11 protein-coding genes are annotated in these 21724 nt (G+C 70.1%); 9 read left to right on the plus strand and 2 right to left on the minus strand.

All coding sequences use genetic code 11. The features are described 5' to 3' along the window. Nucleotides 1–47: 47 nt before the first annotated feature. On the minus strand, nt 48–2153 hold the full coding sequence (locus CCN29_RS05585) for an N-6 DNA methylase (RefSeq protein WP_086680357.1): 2106 nt from the start codon (nt 2151–2153) through the stop codon (nt 48–50). Nucleotides 2154–2478: 325 nt separating this feature from the next. Between CCN29_RS05585 and CCN29_RS05590 the strand changes: the two genes are divergently transcribed. From CCN29_RS05590 to CCN29_RS05630, 9 genes are all read left to right on the plus strand, one after another. Then, nucleotides 2479–3711 carry a DNA sulfur modification protein DndB gene (locus CCN29_RS05590; protein ID WP_086680315.1) on the plus strand — a complete coding sequence of 411 codons (1233 nt, stop codon included), beginning with the start codon at nt 2479–2481 and terminating at the stop codon, nt 3709–3711. A gap of 229 nt (nt 3712–3940) precedes the next feature. Next, on the plus strand, nt 3941–4624 hold the full coding sequence (locus CCN29_RS05595) for a DUF4352 domain-containing protein (protein WP_086680317.1): 684 nt from the start codon (nt 3941–3943) through the stop codon (nt 4622–4624). A 536-nt stretch (nt 4625–5160) separates the two neighbouring features. Next, nucleotides 5161–6438, plus strand: coding sequence for a ribonuclease HI (locus tag CCN29_RS05600; RefSeq protein WP_086680319.1), 1278 nt, complete (start codon nt 5161–5163; stop codon nt 6436–6438). A gap of 472 nt (nt 6439–6910) precedes the next feature. Next, nucleotides 6911–8971 (plus strand): hypothetical protein, encoded by a 2061-nt coding sequence (locus CCN29_RS05605; RefSeq protein ID WP_143661280.1) that lies wholly within the window; start codon nt 6911–6913, stop codon nt 8969–8971. Next, entirely contained in the window at nt 8968–9963 is a 996-nt protein-coding gene (locus tag CCN29_RS05610) for a hypothetical protein (RefSeq protein ID WP_086680323.1), read from the plus strand. The genes CCN29_RS05605 and CCN29_RS05610 overlap by 4 nt, the downstream gene beginning before the upstream one ends. Beyond that, nucleotides 9960–15428, plus strand: a complete 5469-nt coding sequence (locus tag CCN29_RS05615; RefSeq protein WP_242784128.1) for a DEAD/DEAH box helicase — start codon at nt 9960–9962, stop codon at nt 15426–15428. The genes CCN29_RS05610 and CCN29_RS05615 overlap by 4 nt, the downstream gene beginning before the upstream one ends. After that, the gene (locus CCN29_RS05620; protein ID WP_086680325.1) at nt 15428–17170 is read left to right on the plus strand and encodes a hypothetical protein; all 1743 of its coding nucleotides are present in this window, start codon (nt 15428–15430) and stop codon (nt 17168–17170) included. Before CCN29_RS05615 ends, CCN29_RS05620 begins: the two co-directional genes overlap by 1 nt. A gap of 86 nt (nt 17171–17256) precedes the next feature. After that, nucleotides 17257–18063: a hypothetical protein gene (locus CCN29_RS05625; protein WP_086680327.1), complete on the plus strand. Its 807-nt coding sequence runs from the start codon at nt 17257–17259 to the stop codon at nt 18061–18063. Then, nucleotides 18060–19820, plus strand: coding sequence for an Hsp70 family protein (locus CCN29_RS05630; RefSeq protein WP_086680329.1), 1761 nt, complete (start codon nt 18060–18062; stop codon nt 19818–19820). The genes CCN29_RS05625 and CCN29_RS05630 overlap by 4 nt, the downstream gene beginning before the upstream one ends. 133 nt (nt 19821–19953) lie before the next feature. On the opposite strand, the gene CCN29_RS05635 is transcribed toward CCN29_RS05630, so the two are convergent. Continuing rightward, nucleotides 19954–21363 carry an MFS transporter gene (locus tag CCN29_RS05635; RefSeq protein ID WP_086680331.1) on the minus strand — a complete coding sequence of 470 codons (1410 nt, stop codon included), beginning with the start codon at nt 21361–21363 and terminating at the stop codon, nt 19954–19956. Nucleotides 21364–21724 lie beyond the last annotated feature (361 nt).

Consider the following 21724-nt stretch of genomic DNA (forward strand, 5'->3'; position numbering starts at 1 on the left):
GGTGTGTCCTCGTCCGTCCGCATCTGGTGTGGGGGTGGTGCCGGAGCCTAGGTCGGCCGCGGCACCAGTTGCCCGCCCGTGAGCCCCCCGCTCACGAGCCGTGCCGTCTCCTCGGCCAAGTCCCTCGTGCGCCGCGCCTGTTCACGCAACGCCTCCACGTGCCGGAAGGCCTCGCCGTACCGGCGTTGCTCCTCCAGGGGCAGCAACGGTACGCGCAGTCGGCCGGGCGTGAGGTGAAGTGTGGAACTGCCGGTTGAGGCACCGGCCAGGTTGGCCTCGGCGCTGAGGAAGCCGAGGAGGAACCAGGGGTCGAGGCGTGCCGGGTCCGGGCGGAACAGGTGCACACCCGCCCCCAGCAGGGCGCCTGCCTCCGCCTCGCCCGCGACCCGGGCCACAGGACCCGTGCCACCGACCAGGTTGCGGACCAGAACGTCGCCCTCGGCAATTTCGGGCATCTGTTCCGCGCGCGCATCGGAGGCCTGCCCTGTCGGTCCGGTCCCGCCGGCGAGGTCACCGCCCGTCAGAACAGGGCGGCGCTCCTCACCGTCGGCTCCCGCCTCCGTGTGCCCCGCCTCGGCGCCCGCTGCCCGCGGCGAGACCGGAACCGCGCGCAGCACCTTCAGCGCCCCGCCTCGGGCCAGGTCCGACACCGTGGCCGTGCGCCAGTCGCGGGCCGAAGCCCCCGCCGCGTCCCACGCCGCCGTGCCGGCCAGCTCGGCCACCGTCCGCACCGCCGCCGCCAGACCTTCGCGGGCCGACGTGGCCTCGCGGGCCAGTTCCTGCGGGTCGATGTCGGCCTGGGAGGCCCGGACCTGACGCGCGGGTGTCACGTCGACCACCTCGTCGAGCAGGTCGACCACGCTCACCGCCCGCGCCACACCGGCCTGCGTCTCGAACCCGTCCGGGTCCTCGGCGTACGCCGTCCACGCGGTGAGAATCTGCTCCGTCACCCGCGCCCAGTCCACTGAACTCGAACGGGTACCGCTGCGTCCTGACGTCGACGACTCGTCGACGGTGTCGACGAAGAGGATCGTCTGGTACGCGGGCCGCGTCGGCTCCGGGCGCTGCAGTATCCACACCTGGAGGCCGATGTGGAGCGGGATCGCCGCTCCCGGCGGCAGGGCCGCCACCGCGCGCAGTGCGCCGCTGCGGATCAGCTCGGCGCGGATGCGGCGGCCGGAGGAACGGGACGCCGTCGCCGGCGGGAGGAGCAGCACGGCGTGGCCACCCGGTTCGAGGTGCGCCAAAGCGTGCTGCACCCAGGCTAGTTCGGACTCGGCCCGGGGTGGGAATCCGTACGCCCAGCGGGAGTCGTAGGCCAGGTCGTCGTGGCCCCAGTCCCGGTCGCCGTAGGGCGGGTTGCACACCACGGCGTCGACGGTGAGGTCGGGGAAGGCGTCGGCGCGCAGGCTGTCACCCGTGCGCACGGTCACGCCCGCGCCCTCCCCGGCCGTCAGGAGCAGGTCGACCGCGGCACGCCGTGCCTGGACGGGCAGGCTGTCCTGCCCGTACAGCTCACGTGCGCCGCGCGCCGCTGCGGCCGTCAGCAGGGTGCCGCTGCCGCAGGCGGGGTCGAGGACGCGGGCCGGGGAGCCCGGGACCAGGCGGGCCAGCAGGTCGGCGAGCGGGGCCGGGGTGCGGTACGCGCCGCTCGCGGCGCTGTCCTCCAGCTCCCGCTCCGCCAGGACACCCAGCGTCGTCTGCGCGCCCTCGTCACGGACGCAGAGCAGCAGGGCGCGCAGGACGGTGGTGTCGGAGGGCGTGAACCGGACGGGCTCGGTGTCCGGCACCACGTCCGCCACCCCGGCCGCCGCGTCGTTCGCCTGCTTCACCAGGTCGTCGTCGGGCAGTGCGAGCAGACCGGCGAGGTCGTCGGCGGGACGGCGGGCCGCTGCGAGAACCAGTACGAGCAGGTCGGACACACCCGCACCTCCCTGTTCTCGCAGACGCAGGGTCGTGCGCAGCTCCCCGCTGGGTGTGGCAGCCGTGTGCTGTCCGCGCGAGGCGAGCCAGGCGCGGACCTCCTCCAAATCGTAGAGCGGACTGCTGTCCGTGCCGCCCGAAGGGACGGGGAAGTCGTCATGCCGACGGCGCCAGTTGCTGACGGTGGCACGCGTGACGCCCGCGATGCGGGAGATCTCGGCGGCTGTCACCTGGGCGGATGGTGCGGAGGGCTGCGGCATGAGTGGGTCCTGGCTCCGATGGTCGGCGTGGTCACACCATACAGCAGGCGTCAACCCATGCAAGCTGTTGGACAGTGCTTTCACGTGTGTGCTTACATGGTCCTGCTTCCGTCGGTTGGCAGCACTCTACGGCGTGGGGCGACAGTTCCATGGCCACAGCCATGCCTCAACGTGCTCCGAACACTCGGAGCACTCACAGCCCTCATCCGCCCGTCCCGCGCCGTCCGGCGGGTGGCCGGGACCAACGAGGGGTCGAGGCGGGGGCGACGGCCCAGCGACCAACTCAGGGGGGACCATGCGTCTGACCATGCCGACCGGTACGCCGGAAGGAATCCCGCTCACCGTCATGACGTTCCGCGAGGACGCGGTCATCGGCACCATGTCCCTCGCGGCGCTGGTGCGGCTCGTGCCGTCGCCGCGTCAGGAGGAGGACCCGCGCGCCCTGAAGACCGCGTCCGGGCACGACCGGCGTCGCGCCGAACTGCGCGCCACCGTGCAGCGGACGCTGAAGTCCCAGAAGGGCAAGAACATCCCGGACTACGCCGACTACATCGCCGCCGGCGTTCTCGGCAAGCACGGCTCCGCGTGGTCCACGCCGCCGATCACGCTCTGGCACGCGGGCGAGGTCGCCGCGATGAGCGACGAGCTGGTCGCCGGTTCAGGCCTGCGGACCCTGACCGTCGCCCCGGACGCCATGGTGATCGCCATCGACGGTGAGACCCAGACCACCGCCTGGCACGACATCTACCGGGACCCGGAGTCGTTTGACCTCACCTACACCGAGCTCGCCCGACGGGTCCGCATCCCCTTCGAGCTCTACATCGGCATCTCCCCGGCCGACGCCCGCCAGATCTTCTACGACCGCAACGTCAAGGGCGTCGACGTCGCCAAGAACCTGGCCATGTCCATGGACCAGCGCGACCTGGCCACCCGCCTCGCCTACACGGTCGGCGAGAAGCTCGAGGTCGAGTCCGACGGGCAGCGGATGCCGCTCGCCAGGCTGGTCAACGCGGGCAAGCGGCAGCTCACCAAGACCGACAAGGAGGTGGTGACGCTGTCCGCGCTGCGGGCGCTGATCGTCACCACCGTCTTCCGCGCCAAGGGTGTGCAGTATTCGGCGGCCAACGTCAACGAGGGGGACCTGCCCTCCCACACCGACGCCGACGAGGTGACGACGGTGGTCGTCCGTCTCGTGTCCCGGCTGATCGAGGACCGTTTCCCGGACTTCGCCCGGCGCAGCGCGATCACGGCGCCGGCCGTGATGGCGGGCCTGGGTGTCCTGCTGCATCGCGCGACCCCGTGGTGCGCCCCTCACGACGCGATGAGCTACGACAGGGTGGAGCGCCTGCTGGCCGACGTCCGCTGGGAGCGCGAGCCCGTCTACTGGGACGGCGTCTGCGCCAGCGTCGGCGCCACCGGGCGTCTCAACTTCAGCGGAGGTGTGAAGGACTCCGCCGGCCGTGTCGCGGGCGCGCTCCTCGACCCGCACAGCGAACTGGGCCGCAAGGTCCGCGGCGTGCGCGGCTGAACACGCGCGAGTGACACGACCCGTTGACGTTGCGCCCCCGGGCCCGCGCCGAGGTACGCGTCCGGGTACGGCCACACCCCTCGCGTAGCCGAGACCTCGCATCCGGGACCGGGGACGGCCTCGGCCCGCCCGATCTCCCGCCCTGCCGATGACGCAACGGCTCCCCATCCCTCCGGCGATGCCCCTGGCCACCGCCGACCGCATCTCCACCCACACAAGGAAGCACCCCATGAACCACCACTCGCACACCTCCCGCACGCCCTCCTCCCGACAGGCGGCGCGGCTCGCCGACGCCACCACGACGCTCCGCGCGCCGATCCTGGCCCCCGCGACCAGCCTGTGCCGGACCGTCCTGGTCGTGGCCGCGGCTGTCGTCGGCTGTTCCCTCACCGCCTGTTCCGCGAGCAGCGGCAACGAGGCCGACAACGCCGTGCCGGCCGCCACGGTCAGCGCCTCGCAGGACGCGCCGAGCGCCGATGACGTGGCGGACACCCCCGTGGACGACTCCGACAGCGACACCATGACCGTCGCCCTCGACAAGACCGCCACGTGGAGGAACGGCGTCAAGGCGCACCTGAGCGGGTTCGCCCGGGGCACGTCGGGCGAGTTCGCGTTTCCGTCGGGCGAGGACTACCTGGCGTTCTCCGTCACCGTGCAGAACGACTCCAAATCCACGCTCGACCTGAGCATGCTGAGCCTGTCCTGCACGGACGGCGCCGAGGAAGTCTTCGACACGGACGCGGGTTTCGACGGCACGCCGAGCACGCACCTGCTGCCGGGCAAGTCGCAGACCTGGAAGGTCGCCTGCGTCTTCCCCAAGTCGGCCAAGGACGCGCAGATCGAGGTCACGCCGTCCGACACCTCCGCCTCCGGCTGGTACCGCACGGCCATCTTCACCGGCCAGGTGAAGTAGCCAGGGCCGTGGCCCGCCCTGTCCCGCACCGCCCTGTCCCGCACCGTGCCGTCGCTGCCTCCGTCCGGCGACGGCACCCCGGCGGCGGCCGTCCCGACGACCGGACCGCCGGGCTCGCTCACCCCCCACCCGAACGCACACCCCGTGCGGCCTCCGCTCGCACCGGCCGCGACCTGCCTTGGGAGGACCACCGTGACGATCACACCGCACACCGAGCTGATCCGTCGTCTCGCCGACGACTTCACCGCCCTTCAGGATGCCGTCCTCGCCGACATGAACGGCGTGTGCGCCCCGGAGATCGCCACAGCTCTCCAGGACGAAGCCCTCGTCGGTCCCGTCACCGTCGTTCTCGCTCACGCCGACGTACTCGCCCGCGGAGCTGTCCGGCAGGCGGAGCTGTCGTCACAGCCGCCCGACCGGCTGCGGCGTCTCCGAGCGCACGCACGCAGGGTGCGACGAGCCCGGTCCCAGGCCGAGGCCCGGTACAAGGAGGAGCGGGCCCTTCAGACCGGCCGGCGGACCCGCTGGAGCTCCGCGTGGCGCGGGCCGCCTTCAGGCAGGCGTACGACGAGAGCCTGCGGCAGGAACTCCAGGGGAGGGGGTTGCCGGACGGGACACCTCAGGCGCCGGAGGGTGACCTGGCGCGCTGGGCCTGGGAGCGGGAGACGGGAGTCCGTCAGTTTCCGGCGCGGGTGCGTGAGCTGTGTGACTGCGACGACGAGGCCTTCGTCGGCGCCCTCCTCCTCGACGCGCGCGAGGAGGAGAACCCGCACCTCCAGCACGAGGCCGTGGTCGAGCGGTGGGCTCGTCACACCCGCACGGCCCTGGCCTGGGGCCGCTACGCGATCGGTCAGGCCGAACGAGAGGCTGCCGCGTGCGCTCCCGCCGTACGGCGCGCTCCACTCGAGGCACTTGACGACGCCTACCAGGACGCGGCCGTTCTCGCCGCCCGCTGCCGCGAGGCGCAGCTACGGGCGACGGCCCTCCACGACCGCATGCAGGCCGCTCTGGCGGCAGGACCCGGAGGGCAACTCGTCGGCGAGTGCCGCGCCGCGGCTCTGGCGCGTTTCGCGGAAGCCCAGCCCGAGGCGTGGCACCGCGTACGCGAAGTGACCACACGGCACCGGGCGGAATGCCCGGAGCAGACCGAGGGCTGCCCGCACTGCCACCGCGCTCTTGCCGCTGTGCTCGCCGACTCCCTGCACGACGGCACGGACGAGGACGACGACGCGGGGCGCCCGGAGGAGGACGTGGACGTCACCTACGGGGACCGCTACGCCTTGCTCACCGACCTCCCCGACTCCGCCGTCGTGGCCGTTGCCGACGCCGCGGCCGGGGACGACTCCGCACTGTGCGGTTTTGGCTGGGCCGCCGAGGACGGGGCCACCGGACACGGCTACTCCCTGGCCTCGAGCAGCGGTGAGGCCGAGGTGATCGGCATCTGTGCCGCAGCCCTCAGCCTCCTCGATCATTACAAGGACGCGCCCGTCGTCGTTTTGTGCGACAGCGTCCAGGCGGTCAAGGCGGTCGACGCCGCCCTGGGCGCGGGCGACGCCGAAACCGCTCGTCGCGTTTGCGTCTTCCCCGAGAGCCGCGAGCTGATGCACCGCCTGGTACGCCATCGTCACCGTGTCCAGGTGCGCTGGTTGAAAGGACACGTCGGGCACGAACTCAACGAAGCCGCGGACGCCTTGGCACGCTTCGCACTCCGCCGTGTGACCGGCCGCATACCTTCCGGTGCGGTTCGACGGGAGGAAACGCGGATCCTCCGCTCGCTGGGCCGGGAACCCGGCCCCCTCTCGGTCGCGGCATGAGCAAGGGTTTCGCTTTCGTGCGCATGGGCTGGTCGCAACTTGTCTAGTCCGTAGGCGAATTCGAAAGAAGGAGAGCACTCAGATGGGCGGCGGCTCGAACTCCCGGAACTTCATAGGAAGCCGGCGCCGGACTTCCGTACAACCAAGCGGTTCGCCCACAGGTCTCCATTCGGGCAGGGGAACCACCCACGCTGGCGTGCTCTCGGGTGAAGACGAGGTGGGGGCCCTGCTGTGATCCCTACTTGTAGGGATAATCTTCTCCTTCAGGTCGTATTGATGGATGCGTCCTAGGTTTTGGGTGAAGTTGCGAGGGGTGGGGTCTGTCGCCGGATCGCCTGCCTGACTCCGGTGGAGAGTCCGGCCCAGAGGCGGCGTTCAGCAGCGACCCGTTGAGTGGCGGGTCGAGCAGTGTGGAAGACCGTTTCGTGCCGTCGAGCGTGAGGGCATCGGGACATCGCTTTTTGGGGACAGAGTGGACCATTCTTATCAGGCGTGGCAGGACGTGCTGGCCGAGGAATTCTTCGGACGGCAGCACGCGGGCCACCCGACGCTGTTCTACGTCGACGACGACGTGGAGCGGGATCTCAGGCACGGATACGGCCTGGAGGAACCCTTGCCCTCCTGCGTGAGCAGGTTCCTCAGGCTGGGCACCGCCGATCCGTACAGCGCACTCGACGAGTACCGCTGGCGCCAGTGGAAGCAGGACAAGCAGGGTGTGCCCGCCTTCCTGCCGCTCCTGGCCTGCTCGGTGATCGCCGCGTCACGGATGGTGAACGACCTCAACCACCGGGCCACGACCTACCACGCCCGTTTCTCCGAGCTGCTGACCGGCGACGACAAGCAGCTGGGCAGCCAGAACTACGAACCCATATCCCGCATGTGGCAGGTGCTGGCGTCCTGGCAGCACAGCCAGAGGGGCGCGCGAGGCCTGTGCACCCTCCCCGCCCCCGCAGACCTGCCGTCCAACCGCAGCATGATCGGGTTCGCGCAGTCCCAGGCGCTCCTCAGCGGCGCTGATCGCTCCTTCTTGCCGAGACTCTTCCGTTCCCTGCGGGAACACGGCACGACATGGCCCCTGCCGGGGGACGCGCTGCTGGCCCAGATCGAGATCCGGGGCATGGAGCAGCACCTCTCCAAGAACTTCCGCAACGCCCTGGCGGAGAAAGACTTCCGTCCCCTCCTCGCCAAGCTGATCGGCAACTACGCGGCATCCTGGGACGGTTCGGACGAGCTGGTGCCCACCGGTGTCACCCGTGCCGAACTCGTGGTGCGCCTGGACGCGGGCCGGCTCAGCTGGGTGGCGCGCCTGCGCTCCGCGGAGCAGCCGGAGCGCATCGACCTCGCGGGCGGCGTCGTCCTCGAGCGGCTCGGCGACACCGCCTACTACGAGGTCACCGGCCTGCCCGCCCCGGATGCGAACACACTCAGCAAAGGCATCCGCCGTAACGGGGACGGCCTGGTGCTCAGCCGTCCCGCGGCCTCCGTCCTGGTGCTCGCACGGGACGACGTGCTCGGCGTCTGGGCCGGCACCGACGGCTTCCGCCCGGGAGAGGCCCACGTGGTGCTCGCCGCGCCCGCCGCGCGCCGGGACGTGCAGCGCCTGCTGGACAGGGCCGCGACCAGCGGCCGGAGTGCCGACACCGGCAAACTGGCCTGGGTGCCGCAGGGCTGGTCGCTGCACAAGCCCGTCGTGTTCAACGACACGGTGACACTGCGTGCGGCGCTGAAGGAGGTTCAGGGCGCGGTAGGTCTCCTGGAACCTCCGGTCCAGTTCAAACTGCGTCTCGAAGGCGGACTGAGGCTCGCGCCCTCGCTCGACCGCAGCCTGTACCTGCGGGGAGGCGAGCCCCAGGTGGTCCTTCCGGACACCGCGGAGGGCACGGGCGTCCTCTTGGTGGACAGCAAGGAGCGCCCCGAGCTCAGAAAGGCCGTCGCCGCGGGCCGTCCGGCCCCGCTGGCCGTGCTCCGACTGGAGCCGGGCCGCCACACGGTGAGCTACGCCGGTGCGACGATCGAATTCGCCACCGCGGACCAGGCTCTCGTCGAGCCGAAGGCCGACACGGTCTGCGGATTCACCGTCGTGGACGGCGCGGCTTCGGCGACACCTTGCGTACTCGACGAGGGCGCCCTGCCTGCCGGCGTCACCGGCGCCGACTGCACCGGCGCCACGTCTCGTGACGCGGAAACCGCCATGGATCTGTGCCGTCGGGACGCCGACGAGGTGCTCTTCGCGGCGGCCGACGGACGACTGTGGACGCTGCGGGCACCGGATCAGCCGGACTGGTGGACCGAACGTCTGCCCGACACCCCCGCGCCGCTCCGCTTCGAGGCCGGCTTCCACGGCATCGGCGGCTGGCTCCTGGAACGGCGGAACGGACGCTGGAAGGGCCGCCCGGTGAACCCCGGAACGCCGAAGCCCAGGAACACCGGCAATCCGCGGGCGTGGGCCCAGGCCGTCCTCAACGCCCAGCAGGCGTCCGGCGAGCCCTCGTGGGCCGCTTACGTCCAGGCAGCGAAGGAGCTGAACCGATGAAGGGAACGACCAACGGCGCCGCCGCGTTCGGCGGCACCCTCCTGCGCTGGCTGAGCGAGAGCCGTAGCGGCAAGGCCTCCGCACTGCGCGACGGCATCCGCGGCCACGCCACCGCATGGGGCCTGGAGCTGAGTCAGTACGCCGACTGGAACTGGATGCGCAAAGCCACCGCCCTCGGCTTCATCGACGTGGACCTGCGCGCCGACCGCTGGTCGGCCGCCCCGCCGGTCCTGACCCGGCTGCCCCACGGGGACGGCCTGGCCCTCCTGACGGGCGCCCGCACCGCACGGATCAGCGCGCGAGTGGAGGCGGCGGCCACGGAGTGGATGGAACTGATCACCGTTCCGCATCGCCCCGAACCAGGTGAGGCGCCGCTGCCCGACACCCTGCTGCTCCAGTACGAGGACCCACGGACCCTGCCCGACACGGCGGAGTTCCTGGGAGCCCGTTACGTGCCCTGCGCCGCCCTCGGCCTGATGGAAATGCTTCCGCGTGCGGTACCGGGCCCCGAGTCCGCACCGCCCGGCGGGAGCGGCGCCGCCACGCTGGAGAAGTACGATCCGCGCCTCCAGCGCTTCGTCCCCGTGGCGAGGGACGACGAGGACGGTCTGTACCGGTGGCGCGGAGCCGACTACGCACGCCTCACCCGCGTCCGCCGCAACGGTGTGTTCCACACGGTGGACCGCGAAACGGGTGTCTACCTGGAACTCGCCCGCCACCGCACCGGCGTGATGCGCTGGCGGCCGGAGGCAGGCGCGGGACGAGCCGGGATCGGCCGGCTCTTCGTCGACCGGTACGCGCCCCTGCCCGCCCTGCACGAGCGTGCGGCCGTTCTGTGCAGCGGCTTCCCGCCGGTCGTGGGGAAGCACGCCCAGACCCGTGCCTACGACAACGTGCCGAGGGCGCTCGCCGAGGCGCTCGCGGCCTCGCTGCTTCAGAACCTGGAAACCATGGCGCGTCCGGTGACGGCCGTCGGGGGGAGGACCGAGTGACCATCGAACAGCAGACGGCGCCCGTCACGGGCACCGACGCCCAGGACGTCATGGGCACGTTCGACGACTTGCGCAGCGCGCTCTTCCGCTACTACGACACCCCGTTCAGCGTCGACGACCGTTCCGTGATGGAGGAACGGCGCAATCTCCTGGACCGGGACAACGGGGCCTGGCGCGACCCCCTGATCGAGTTGCGCCAGCAGTACGCCTCCCGAGGTGTCAGCGTCGCGCAGTCCTTCGCCGAGGCAGGGGCGCACCCTGACGCGGCCGAGTTCGCCCGCTTCACCCTCCCCGACGGTGTGACCAGCCTCTACCAGCATCAGCACGACGCGCTGGTCGCCGCCTGTGGAGGCAAGGACTTCGTGGTCACCGCGGGCACCGGTTCCGGCAAGACCGAGTCCTTCCTGCTGCCGGTCCTCGCCGACCTGGTCGCCGAGTCCGCCCAGTGGCAGGGCACCCGTGCGGTGCAGCGGGAATGGTGGCAGCAGCAGGACGGCGACCATGTGCCCAGCCGCCTGGGCGAAAACGGGCACCCCGCCGCTGTGCGCGTGCTGATCCTCTATCCCACCAACGCCCTCGCCGACGATCAGCTCGTCCGGCTCCGGAAGTCGCTGGACAGCCGCGAAGCACACGACTGGCTGGACCGGAAGCGCAACGGACACCGCTTCTACTTCGGCCGCTACACCGGAGCCACCCCCGTGTCCGGCAGCCGTGATTCCGAGCCGGCCACCTTCCGGCTCCGGCAGTACCTGCGGGAGGTCCAGGAACGGCAGCGCAAGGCCGACGAGAAGCTCCGCGAGGAGCTGCGGCCCTTCATTCCGCGCCTCGGCGGAGCGGAGATGCACGCCCGCTGGGACATGCAGGCCGCACCGCCGGACATCATGGTCACCAACTACTCGATGCTGAACATCATGCTGCTCCGCAAGCAGGAGGAGCACATCTTCAGCGCCACGAGGAAGTGGCTGGAGGAGGCCCCCGGCGCGCGCTTCACCCTGATCCTCGACGAACTCCACATGTACCGCGGCACGGCCGGAACCGAGGTGGCCTACCTGCTGCGCAACCTCCGCCACCGTCTCGGCCTCGACAAGAACCCCGACAAGCTGCGCGTGCTGGCCGCCTCCGCCTCCCTCGAAGCCGGCCGGGACGACGAATTCCTCGACGGGTTCTTCGCCCTGCCCAGCTCCCGGCGCGTGATCATCCCTGGAAAGGCGAAGGAGATCCACGGCGAGGGCGACCTGGCTGCCCACAGTGCGCGCCTGGCCCAGGCCGCTAAGACCTCGGTCACCCAACCCGAAGCCGCCGCCCTGGCCCGTGAGATCGGCCTCGGCCCGGCCCTCCAGCGCGCGCTCACGCCTGGCGGCAGGCCCCGGGCCCTGCCTGCGCCGGAGCTGGCGAAGAGCCTCTTCCCGGACGTCCCCAGGGATGAGAGCCGGGACGCTCTGCACTGCGTGCTGCGTGTGCTCGGCTCTGCGCAGGATCCCGAACTTCCCCAGCTACGTGCCCACTTCTTCTTCCGCAACATCGAGGGCATCTGGGCCTGCTCCGACCCGAAGTGTCCCCACATCCCCGTGGAGCACGGCCCCGAACGCCGAGTCGGCCGCCTCTTCGCCGAACCCACCTCCCGCTGCACGTGCGGCGCCCGCGTCTTGGAACTCCTGTCCTGCCAGGCCTGCGGCGACCTCATGCTCGGCGGATACGCCAGCCCCAAGGACACCCAACGGCGCACGTTCACCGGCGCCCTCCACACCGACTTCCCGGACCTGGACCTGCTCCCCGACGAGGCCGGCGGCGTACCCACCGCGGCGAACTACGTCGTGTACTGGCCGCGAACCAAGAGTCTCGGTCTCGACGAGCCCGGATGGAACGCGGGTCTGTCCGACGGTGGGCCGTTGGTCCGGTTCGAGTTCCGCCGCAGCGCCTACCAGCCCGCCACCGGCCGTCTGCAGAACCGGGACGTCCAGCACACCGGCTGGTCGTTCCACATCTCGGTGCCCATGGACAAGGAGGGCAAGAAGCCGGCCTTCGACCCCGCCCGGCTGCAAGCCTTCCCCACCAGCTGCCCCGCCTGCGGGGACGACTGGGAAATCAAGCACGACAGGGACGGCCGTTTCATCCCGCTCGAATCCCCCGACCGGCTGCGCAACGCCCCGGTCCGGCGGATGCGCACCGGCTTCTACAAGATCAACCAAGTCCTGGTGACGGAGGCCCTGGGCCACCTTCCCGACGGTCAGCGCAAGGCGATCGCGTTCTCGGACAGCCGTGACGACGCCTCCGAACTCGCCAGCGGTCTCGCGTTGCGTCACTATCAGGACCTTCTCCGTCTGCTCAGCGCCCAGGCCGTCGAGAACCAGGGCGACCCGTTCGCGGACCTTCAGCTGGTGAAGGACCACTACGCCGGAAAGACCGTCGACCGTGCGGACGCGCGTGCCGCCATGGCGCGCCTGCGAGACCGTGACCCGGCGGACTGGGGACGTCTGAAGGCGATCCTCACCGACGACCTCGACGCCGAACCGGAACTGCAGCCGGACCTGGAGCGGAAGTTCTCCGAACTGCCCTCCCTGGACGACCTCGCCTCCGACCTCGAGAGCATGCTGCTTGCATACGGCACCAACCCCGCCGGTCCCGCCGCCTCACTCCAGCAGACCTCGGCCGGACAACCCTGGACCGCGCTCTACAACTGGGCACAGGACCGGGAAGCACGGGTCGAGACCCAGGCGCAGCAGGAACTGCTCGAACGGATTCGCGCCCGCCTCCGCCTCGAGACCATGGGCAGTCTCTTCTCCGGCGGCGGACGCGACTTCGAGTCGCTCGGACTGGGCTGGCTGTGTCTGCGCGACGACCGCTCGCCCCTCGAGACCGGCACGGACAGCGACCAGGCCGTGGCCCGCGCCAGTCTGCGGATCCTCGGACTGATGCGCAGATTCACCCGCATCCGTGGCTCGCTGCAACGGCCTCCCGCCCCCCTGAAGCGCTTCTGGACGCAGATCGCGGAACGCCAGGGCACCGATGTACGCGAGATCGAGGACAGGGTGCTCGGCGTGTGGAAGGACGCCGTGGTCGACTACGTCGTCAAGCCGGAGAAGGTGGCGCTTCGCCCCGGCGGGAACAAGACGTGGACGTGTCCCTCCTGTCACCGACCCCACCTCCACCCGGGCGCGGGAGTGTGCACCAAGTGCCTCACCCCGCTGCCCGCCGAACCTCAGCAGTACAGCGGAGTCCTGGAGGACGACTACTACGCCTGGAAGGCCGCCCACCGCACGGGTGACTTCGCCCTGCGAGCCGCGGAACTGACCGGCCAGACGGACCGGTTGGAGGCTCAGCGCCGACAGAGCCTTTTCCAGGACGTCTTCCTCGGTGACAACGACGTCCCCGAGGCGGACGGCCTGGAACTCCTCTCCGTGACCACGACGATGGAGGCCGGCGTCGACATCGGCCCCCTCAACACCGTGATCATGGCCAACATGCCGCCCACCCGCTTCAACTATCAGCAGCGGGTGGGCCGCGCGGGCCGACGCAACAGCCCGGTCGCGCTGGCCCTCACGGTCTGCCGTGGCCGCAGCCACGACGAGCACTACTTCGCCCGTCCGGAGGCCATCACCAACGACCCGACCCCGCCGCCCTACCTCGTCCTCGGCATGATCTCCGTCTTCCGGCGCGTCCTGCTCGGAGAAGCCCTGCGCCAGGCCTTCGAGCCCTTGCAGCCGAGGGACCGGCGGAAAGGACCCGACATGACGAGCAACGTCCACGGACAGTTCGGGCTCGCCGCCGACTGGCCGGTGCACCGGGGAGCCGTGCGCCGCTGGATCTCCGAGCACCCCGATCGCATCAGAGCAGCGGGCCGCGCCCTCCAGGCTGTGACCTCGGAAAGCATCGCCGCCATCGACCCGGTGGCCGCGGTCGACGAACTTCTCGACCAGGTCGACGAGGTGGCCGGCGCGGCAGTCGGTCACCCCGAACTCAGCCAGCGCCTCGCGGAGGCAGGTCTCCTGCCCATGTTCGGTTTCCCGACCCGCTCCCGTCTGCTCTACCGGAGCATTCCGCAGAAGACCTTCCCCTGGCCGCCCGCCGACTCCGTCAACCGCGACCTGGCCGTGGCCCTCAGCAAGTTCGCACCGGGCAGCGAGACCCCGCAGGACGGCCGTCTGCTCCGGTCCAGCGGAGTCGTCTCCCTCGTCCCCAGCGGACGTGGAGTGAAGGCTGCGGACGATCCCTTCGGCCCGGAGCAGCTGGTCGCCATGTGCCGGATCTGCTCCCACGTGGACCCGCAGGCCGTCGTCGATCCGGACACCGGAAGCGTCGGCGCGTGCCCCGCCTGCGATGCGGAGAGCAAGTACTACAAGGCCGTCCCCTTCCGGGAGCCGGCAGGCTTCCGGGCGGCACGCGAAGCGCGGGACTACGACGGCTACCGCGAGATGGGGTCCAACGCGACCAGCGCACGGACCGCCACCGACCTCGAGAAGACCGCCCCGCGCATCCACCGCGCCGCCGACGACTGGCTGGTCGTCCACACCGGCAGCGGCGACCGCTACATCGTCAACACGAACGCCGGAAAGCTGTTCCGGTTCGTGAAGAACAGCGGTCCGTGGCGCGGTTACCTCGCCCTCGACAACCCCAAGGCGGAAGCCGACCTGGAGATCGCCCTCGGCGCCACCCAACACACCGACATGCTCTTCGTCGGGGCCAAGGGAGCCCTGGACACGCGCCGCGGACTGCGCTTCGACATCTCGAAATCCCGGCAGATCGACGGCTTTCCCGAGGCGTACCACGGTCGACGTGCCGCCTGGTACTCGCTGGCGGCCCTGCTGCGGCGCGCCGCCGCCCCGCACCTGGACGTGCAGCCGGAGGAACTCCTCAGCGGCATCCACGGCTCGGACGCCCCGGTGGCCGCCCCCGTCATGGCGTACCTGGCGGACAGCCTCGACAACGGTGCGGGGTTCAGCACGCACCTCGGTTCGGAGGGACACATCGAAGAGTTCCTCAAGGCGGTCGACCACTACGTGCAGGACCTGGAGGCCGAGCACCACGCGCTCAACTGCCGCAGCTCCTGCTACGCGTGCCTGCGTGACTACTCCAACATGCGCCTCCACCCGCTGTACGACTGGCGGCTCGCCCGCGACCTGACGGACGTCCTGCGCGGCCGGAAACTGCGCATCGACCCGGAGGAGCACGGAGTCCTGCTGAGGGGCTGGGCGGACGAGGAGCCCAACGTCATGCTCAAGGAGACGGCCGCCGGGCCCGTGGCGCTCTTCACCTCGGACTTCACCGGCGAACCTGTGGCAGTCGCTGTGAAGCACCCGCTGGAATCCGTCACCGAGGAGTGCGGCAACGAACGGCTTCAAGCCCTGCGGCACGAGGTCCGTACCGGAGGACTCGCCGACAGGATCGCCTTCGCCGACTCCTACAGCCTGGACCGGACCCCCGCCGCGGTGATCGAGCAGGTGCACACCTTCGCGGAGGAACTCTGATGACGGCAGGGAACTCGCCGAGAGCGGGTCAGGACGAGCAGGCCCGCCTGGAGGAAGTGCGGCAACGAGAGATCGCCCGCCGCCTGGCACTCCGTCAGGCCCGCGCCGACCGTCAGGCCGGCAAGGGTATTCCGCAGGTTACGGGAGCGGTCGGCTACCCGGCTCCGGTCGTTCCGCAGCAGAAGCAGCTGGAGCCCGAACCGGTCGTGTCCCAGCCGGTGCCCGAAGGATTCGCCGACCGGGGAGCATGGGAGCGAGCCCGCTCCTTCGCCGAGATCATGCTGCCCGACGCGTTCAGGACGAAGACCGGTACGCTTTCAGCGCGGGAGCTGGCCCAGGCCGCGGCCGACATGGCGTCCCGGCAGGACGACCCGGTCACCGGGGTCTCTCTGCTCGTCATGGCACAGGATCACGGGCTGGACGTCTTCAACGACCGGCTCGACGACCGGGCCCGCGCGCTGCTGGCGGACAAGCCGCTTCCGCTCCTGGGGGAGCCGGGCAGCATGTGGCAGATCTACCAGGACGAACGTCGCCTGATGGAGACCGACCTGCCGACCCCTCGGCAAAGGGCACTCCTGGCGAAACTGCCCCGGCCGCTCCTCGACGACTACATCGACGAGGAGTGGATCGGCGCGGTCCCCGAACGCGACGGCACCTCCCGCGCCGCCTACTTCCGCGCCCGCCTGGACCCGGCGTCCCTCACCGACGAGGAGATCGACCTGCTGGTCTGGCCCCTGGAACGGGAACGCCGGGAGGCCGGACCGGGAACGGAACCGGGCCGTGACTGGCCGCAGGACTGGCGCCTGCTGGTGAGGTTGCAGGCCGGCGACGCCAAAGCCGTCGCCGAGGAATGGCCCGAACTCCTGCCGCTGACGCGGAAGCTCCTGGATGCCCTGCGCGAGGTGCGACAGACCGGAGAGGTCCCGGACGACCTCGTCACCGACGAGCGCCTGTGGGTCCTCCTGGAGCGACTCGTTCCCGGCGTACGCAGCAGGAGCAACAGGAAGTTCAACGGCTGGATCGGCGTGCGGGCCCTGCTCCGCGCCGTGCGGCAGATGCACCGCGCCCTCCTCCACGGGGACGTCGAGACGGCGGAGCAACGGAGGAGAACTGCGCTGGCGGTGGCCGCGAGGCTGCGGCACCACTCACAGCCGGTGCGCTGGGAGGCGCAGAACGTCCACGCCTACCTGCGCGCAGGCCAGGAAGCGGCCGAGTCACTCAGGCTGTTGGAGCAAGACGCCGAAGGCCGGCCCCCGGTGCAGGAACAGCTCGGGGGAGGCGCCATGGCCACGCTGCGTAAGAACCGGAGCTTCTTGGACGGCCGGCCCCACGGAGAGCGCGACCAGCCGCTCAACCCCTACCTGGTGCTCGGCGTGGCCGACGGGGACGGCGACTGGAAGAAGGCCTGGCGGGCCCTGAGGAAGCAGCTCGACGACGGCGGCCGCGTCCGGATCAACCGCGCCAAGGACATGATCGAGAAGGCTGAGCGGGAACAGAAGGAAGTACTCCGGTTCGCGGTCCCGCTCGCTCCACAGCGTTGGAGTGACCCTGTCGGCACGAGCCATCGACTGGAACTCCCGCCCGAGCCCCTGCAGAGGCTCACCGAGCCGCCTACGGACAGCGACCGCGCGTGGTCCCGCACTGAGGCGGCCCGAGAAATAATCACCAGGGCGACAGCACGCCTTTCCCCGGCTGCCGAAAACACCGCAGCCCTTGAAGATCCAGAGAGCAGCACATCGTGAGCAAAGCAGCCGGCAAAGGTAAAAGTGGTTCTGGCGCCCGTGACCGATTCCCGCAGAACGGGGGACGTGGGCCGAACCGCGGCAGTGTGCGAAAGCGCGGGGAGCTCAGGGCGGCCGAGGCTGCCCCCTGGAGGTACGCCAAGAGCCAACTGCCCGAGTTCACCCCCGGAGCCCTGGACGCCGCCGCCCTCCTGAAATCGGTCAACGACGCGCTCCTCCCGCTGGTGCAGCAGGAGTTGGAGGAAGCGACGGCAAAACTGGGCGCAGTGCTGGCGGACAAGGAGACCGAAGCCGATCTTGTCGCCGTCCTTCGGGCCGAGTTGATGCGCCGAGTGCTTCCCCAGTTCACCGAGGCAGTGCGCAAAGGTGTACTGGAAAGCATCCGCACGCGTCAGATGCACTTGGCCCAGTTGGCCGTTCTGCATCGGCAGGCGCTTGATGCCAAAACTCTGAAAGTGGTGCTGACCCGCCTGGAGGACGAGACGGCAAAGGCGGGCCTGCAGATCGTCGGCGACACCGGTGACCAGTCGCTGTTCAACGTCGTGGAGGAGCAGCCCGGCGTCATGAAGCGGGGTCCGGTCACTTTTGAACTCGTCGCGCCCGCCTACGTCGACAAAGAGTCCGGGAAGCTCGTGGAACGCGGCTGGTTGCGTGCCGTCGCTAAGGTGCCTCCCGGGGAATTGACCCCCGGGCAGAGGCGTAGGGCAACGCATGCTCAGGCGGAGAAGAAACAGCCGGAGAAAAAGGCTGCTGTGCAGAGGAATAGGAAGCCTCACCGGGGCCAGGACCCCGAAAGAAGACGGAACGCGTACGACGAACAGCCAACCGGCGAGGCTCGTCCCCGCAGTGGAGGCAAGGGTGACAGCCCGAAGAGGCGAGGGGGAGCGCGATGACCTTCGGTATTGATTTCGGCACCAGCAACTCCGTGGTGGCCCACTGGAACGGGCATACCACCGAAGTGCTGCCGGTCGACGGCGACAACGTGCCCGCCCAGTGGCGGATGTCGGAGTTCGAGCAGCTCTTCCCCTCTGTGTTGTCCGTGCGCGATCTTCAGCGCACCCTCTGTTTCGGCTGGGAGGCGAAGACGGGCACCAGTGAGCCGCTCGACGCCGTGAAGCGCATGCTGGGCACCCGCTCCGGCGCCGAGCAGGACGGCGGCATCGAAGGGCCCGAGGTCGCGGCACAACTCGAGGAACACCACGCCTGGGTCGGCTCGGAGAAGTATCACAGCACGGTCGCCGCTGCCGCCCTCTTCAGCCGGATGAAGGAGGGCGTCTCCGCCCAGCTGCTCGACCTCTCCGACGCGGTCGTCACCGTCCCCGCCAAGGCAACGGGCGGCGCCCGCTACCGCACCCGCGCCGCGGCAGCGCTCGGCGGGGTCAGGGTGCGAGCCCTGCTCAACGAGCCCACCGCGGCCGCCATCTCGTACGTGCACGACGTGCCGCTCCCCGGCCGCTTCCTCGTCTTCGACTGGGGCGGCGGCACCATCGACGTCACTGTGCTGGAGTACGACGAGGGCCTCTTCGAGGAGCAGACCTCCCGAGGCATCACCTCCCTCGGAGGACTGGAGTTCGACAACGCTCTGGCTCAGCTGATCCAGCAGAAGATCGGGCTGTTCCCTGAGCAGCTCACCAAGGCGGAGAGGCGTCGGTGGCGTCGGTCGGTCGAGCTGACCAAGATCGCCCTGTCGTCGGTCCCCATGGACGGCGCGCTCTTTTTCGACCTGCCGGTAGGCCTGGCCCCTTCGGTCTCGCGGCGAGAGGTCCGGATCACCGCGGCCGAGTACACCGAGGCAATCACGCCGCTCATCACTCGCGCTCTGGAGCCGGTTCAGCAGGCGCTGGAGGATCTGGGTATCGTCCCGGACGACATCGACTCGGTCCTGATGATCGGCGGCACGTCACAAATTCCGCAGGTGCGTCACGCGCTGGGTGAGCTACTCGGACATGACCGCATCGTCGACAGCGGTCTGTGCCGGCCCATGACGGCCGTCGCCCGGGGTGCGGCCATCTACGCCGCATCTCTCGACGGTGAACTCGGTGACGACAGCGACTTCTCCCTGGTGACCAGCTACGACCTGGGAACCGCTGTGAGCGCGGGCGAACAGAGGGGCTTCCGCGCCATCATCCGACGCAACGCCACCCTGCCCGCGGAGGGATCGGCCAACTTCTACCCGGACACGCCGGGCGCTTCCTTCGTGCGCGTACCGGTGATCGAGGGCGAAGTCGGTTACCCGGCGAACAGCGACCGCGCGTTCCCTCTGGCCAACATCGAGGTGAAGCTCCCGACCCGCGAGCAGGACATCCGCCGGAACAGGATCGAGATCAAGTTCCGCTACAACGAGAGCGGCATCCTGCGCTTCACCGCGACACATGCGGAGAACGGGGTGGTGCTCGCCGAGCGTGAGATCGACTCCTTCGGCCCCGACGGCACCCCCTTGCAGCACGGCTTGGACGACGAGCTGACCCGCCTGCTGGCGCACACCGTCCGTCCCTTCGCCGACGCTTCCTCCAACGTCCGGCACCTCTCGGCCGCGGAAGTGGCCAACGCCCGCCCCGCACCGATCGACATGTCCGTCCGCGTGGTGGAGGCCGACCCCGCGGTCACGGTCAACGGTGAGCCGCAGGGAGTCGTGACCAGAGGGCTCTGATCCCATCGCATTCCGATCGCAGCACGCGCGCCCCGGGTACTGATTGCGCAAGTGGCGGCGGCACGCGAAAGGCCCTCCGCGTCCGATCCACGGACGCGGAGGGCCTCAGCGGTTCGAGCCGCCTCACAGGGCCTCAGGAAGCCGCCCCGACCGTAGTCTTCTCGGCGCCTGGCGCCTCCGCGGCCTCGCCCTCCTCCAGCCCCACATCCTTCGTCTCCCGCCCCAGCAGCAGCGCCACCAGCGTCAGCAGCGCCATCGAGGACAGGTAGACGCCGACCAGCCACGGGGAGCCGTCGCCGGCCTCCCACAGGGCCACCGCTATGAAGGGGGCCACGGCCGCGCCGAGGATCGAGCTGACGTTGTAGGAGATGCCGGAGCCCGTGTACCGCACGCTCGTCGGGAACAGTTCCGGCAGCAGCGCGCCCATCGGGCCGAACGTCATGCCCATCAGTGTGAAGCCGAACACCAGCCACAGCACCACTCCGACCGTGCCCAGGCCGATCAGCGGCACCCAGACCAGGCCGAAGACCAGGATTCCGGCCGTGACCGCGATCAGGGTGGCGCGCCGGCCGTAGCGGTCCGCGAGCGGGCCGGAGATCAGGGTGAACGCCGCGAAGAACAGCACACCGAAGATCATCATCAGCACGAACGTCGTGTACTCGTAGCCCAGTCCCGGCACGGCGGCGTCCTTCGCCGTGCGGCCGTAGCTCAGCGAGAACGTGGTCATCAGGTAGAAGAGCACGTACGTCGCCAGCATGAAGAACGTGCCGAGGACCAGCTGCTTCCAGTGGCTGCGGAAGACCGTGGCCAGCGGCAGCTTCCGCACCAGGCCCGCCTCCCGCGTCTTCGCGAACACCGGCGCCTCGACCAGGCGCATCCGCACCCACAGGCCGATCGCGACCATCACCGCGGAGAACAGGAACGGGATGCGCCACCCCCAGTTGAGGAAGGCGTCCGACGGCTGGGAGGGGTCGGCGCCGGCCGCGGACGGCAGCAGCGCGCCGATGATCAGGAACAGGCCGTTGCCGATGATGAAGCCGAGCGGTGCGCCCAGCTGCGGGAACGTGCCGTACAGGGCGCGCTTGCCCTTGGGTGCGTTCTCGGTCGCGACCAGGGCCGCGCCGCTCCACTCACCGCCGAGCGCGAAGCCCTGCGCCAGCCGCATGAGTACCAGCAGCGCGGTCGCCACCCAGCCGGCCTGCGCGTAGGTGGGCAGTACGCCGATGAGGAACGTGGCGATGCCCATGGTGAGCAGGGAGGCCACGAGCGTTCCCTTGCGGCCGAGGCGGTCGCCGAGGTGGCCGAAGACCACCGCGCCGATCGGCCGGGCGACCATCGCGGCGCCGAACACCGCGAACGACGAGAGCAGCGCCGTGGTGGGGTCGCTGCTGGGGAAGAACAGCGTGGGGAAGACCAGTACGGCGGCGGTCGCGTAGATGTAGAAGTCGTAGAACTCGATCGTCGTGCCGATGAGGCTGGCGATGAGCACGCGCGACCGCGAGTTGACGGGGGTCGGGGCCGGACTGGTGGTTGGTGCGGGCATTTCACGGTCTTTCCACGGGGACGATCACTCCACATTCTCAGAAGGTCTCACTTCTCAGGAACATTGTTCCATCATGTGAGACGACTTTCGTGTGACCTGCGGCGGAAATTGCGTGGCACTGCGATCGCTCGTCTCCCTACACTCGCCGAGCAGGCGCCCACCGCCACCTGTCGGCGGTGCGCGCGCTCACGATCCGACCTGGAAGGGAGTCCGGCCGTGCGTGTCCACACCGCTGTCGCCGTCGCTCCCCGTTCCCGGTCCCGCCGGTCCGTGGTGATCCTGGTGTCCTCGGCCGTCCGGTGCCCGCTGCGCGGCCGGCACCGGATGCCCTGACGCACGTCCGACCCTCTCGTGCCACCGG

The organism is Streptomyces pseudogriseolus, from assembly GCA_002154585.1.
In the GTDB taxonomy this organism is placed as follows: Bacteria; Actinomycetota; Actinomycetes; order Streptomycetales; family Streptomycetaceae; genus Streptomyces; species Streptomyces pseudogriseolus.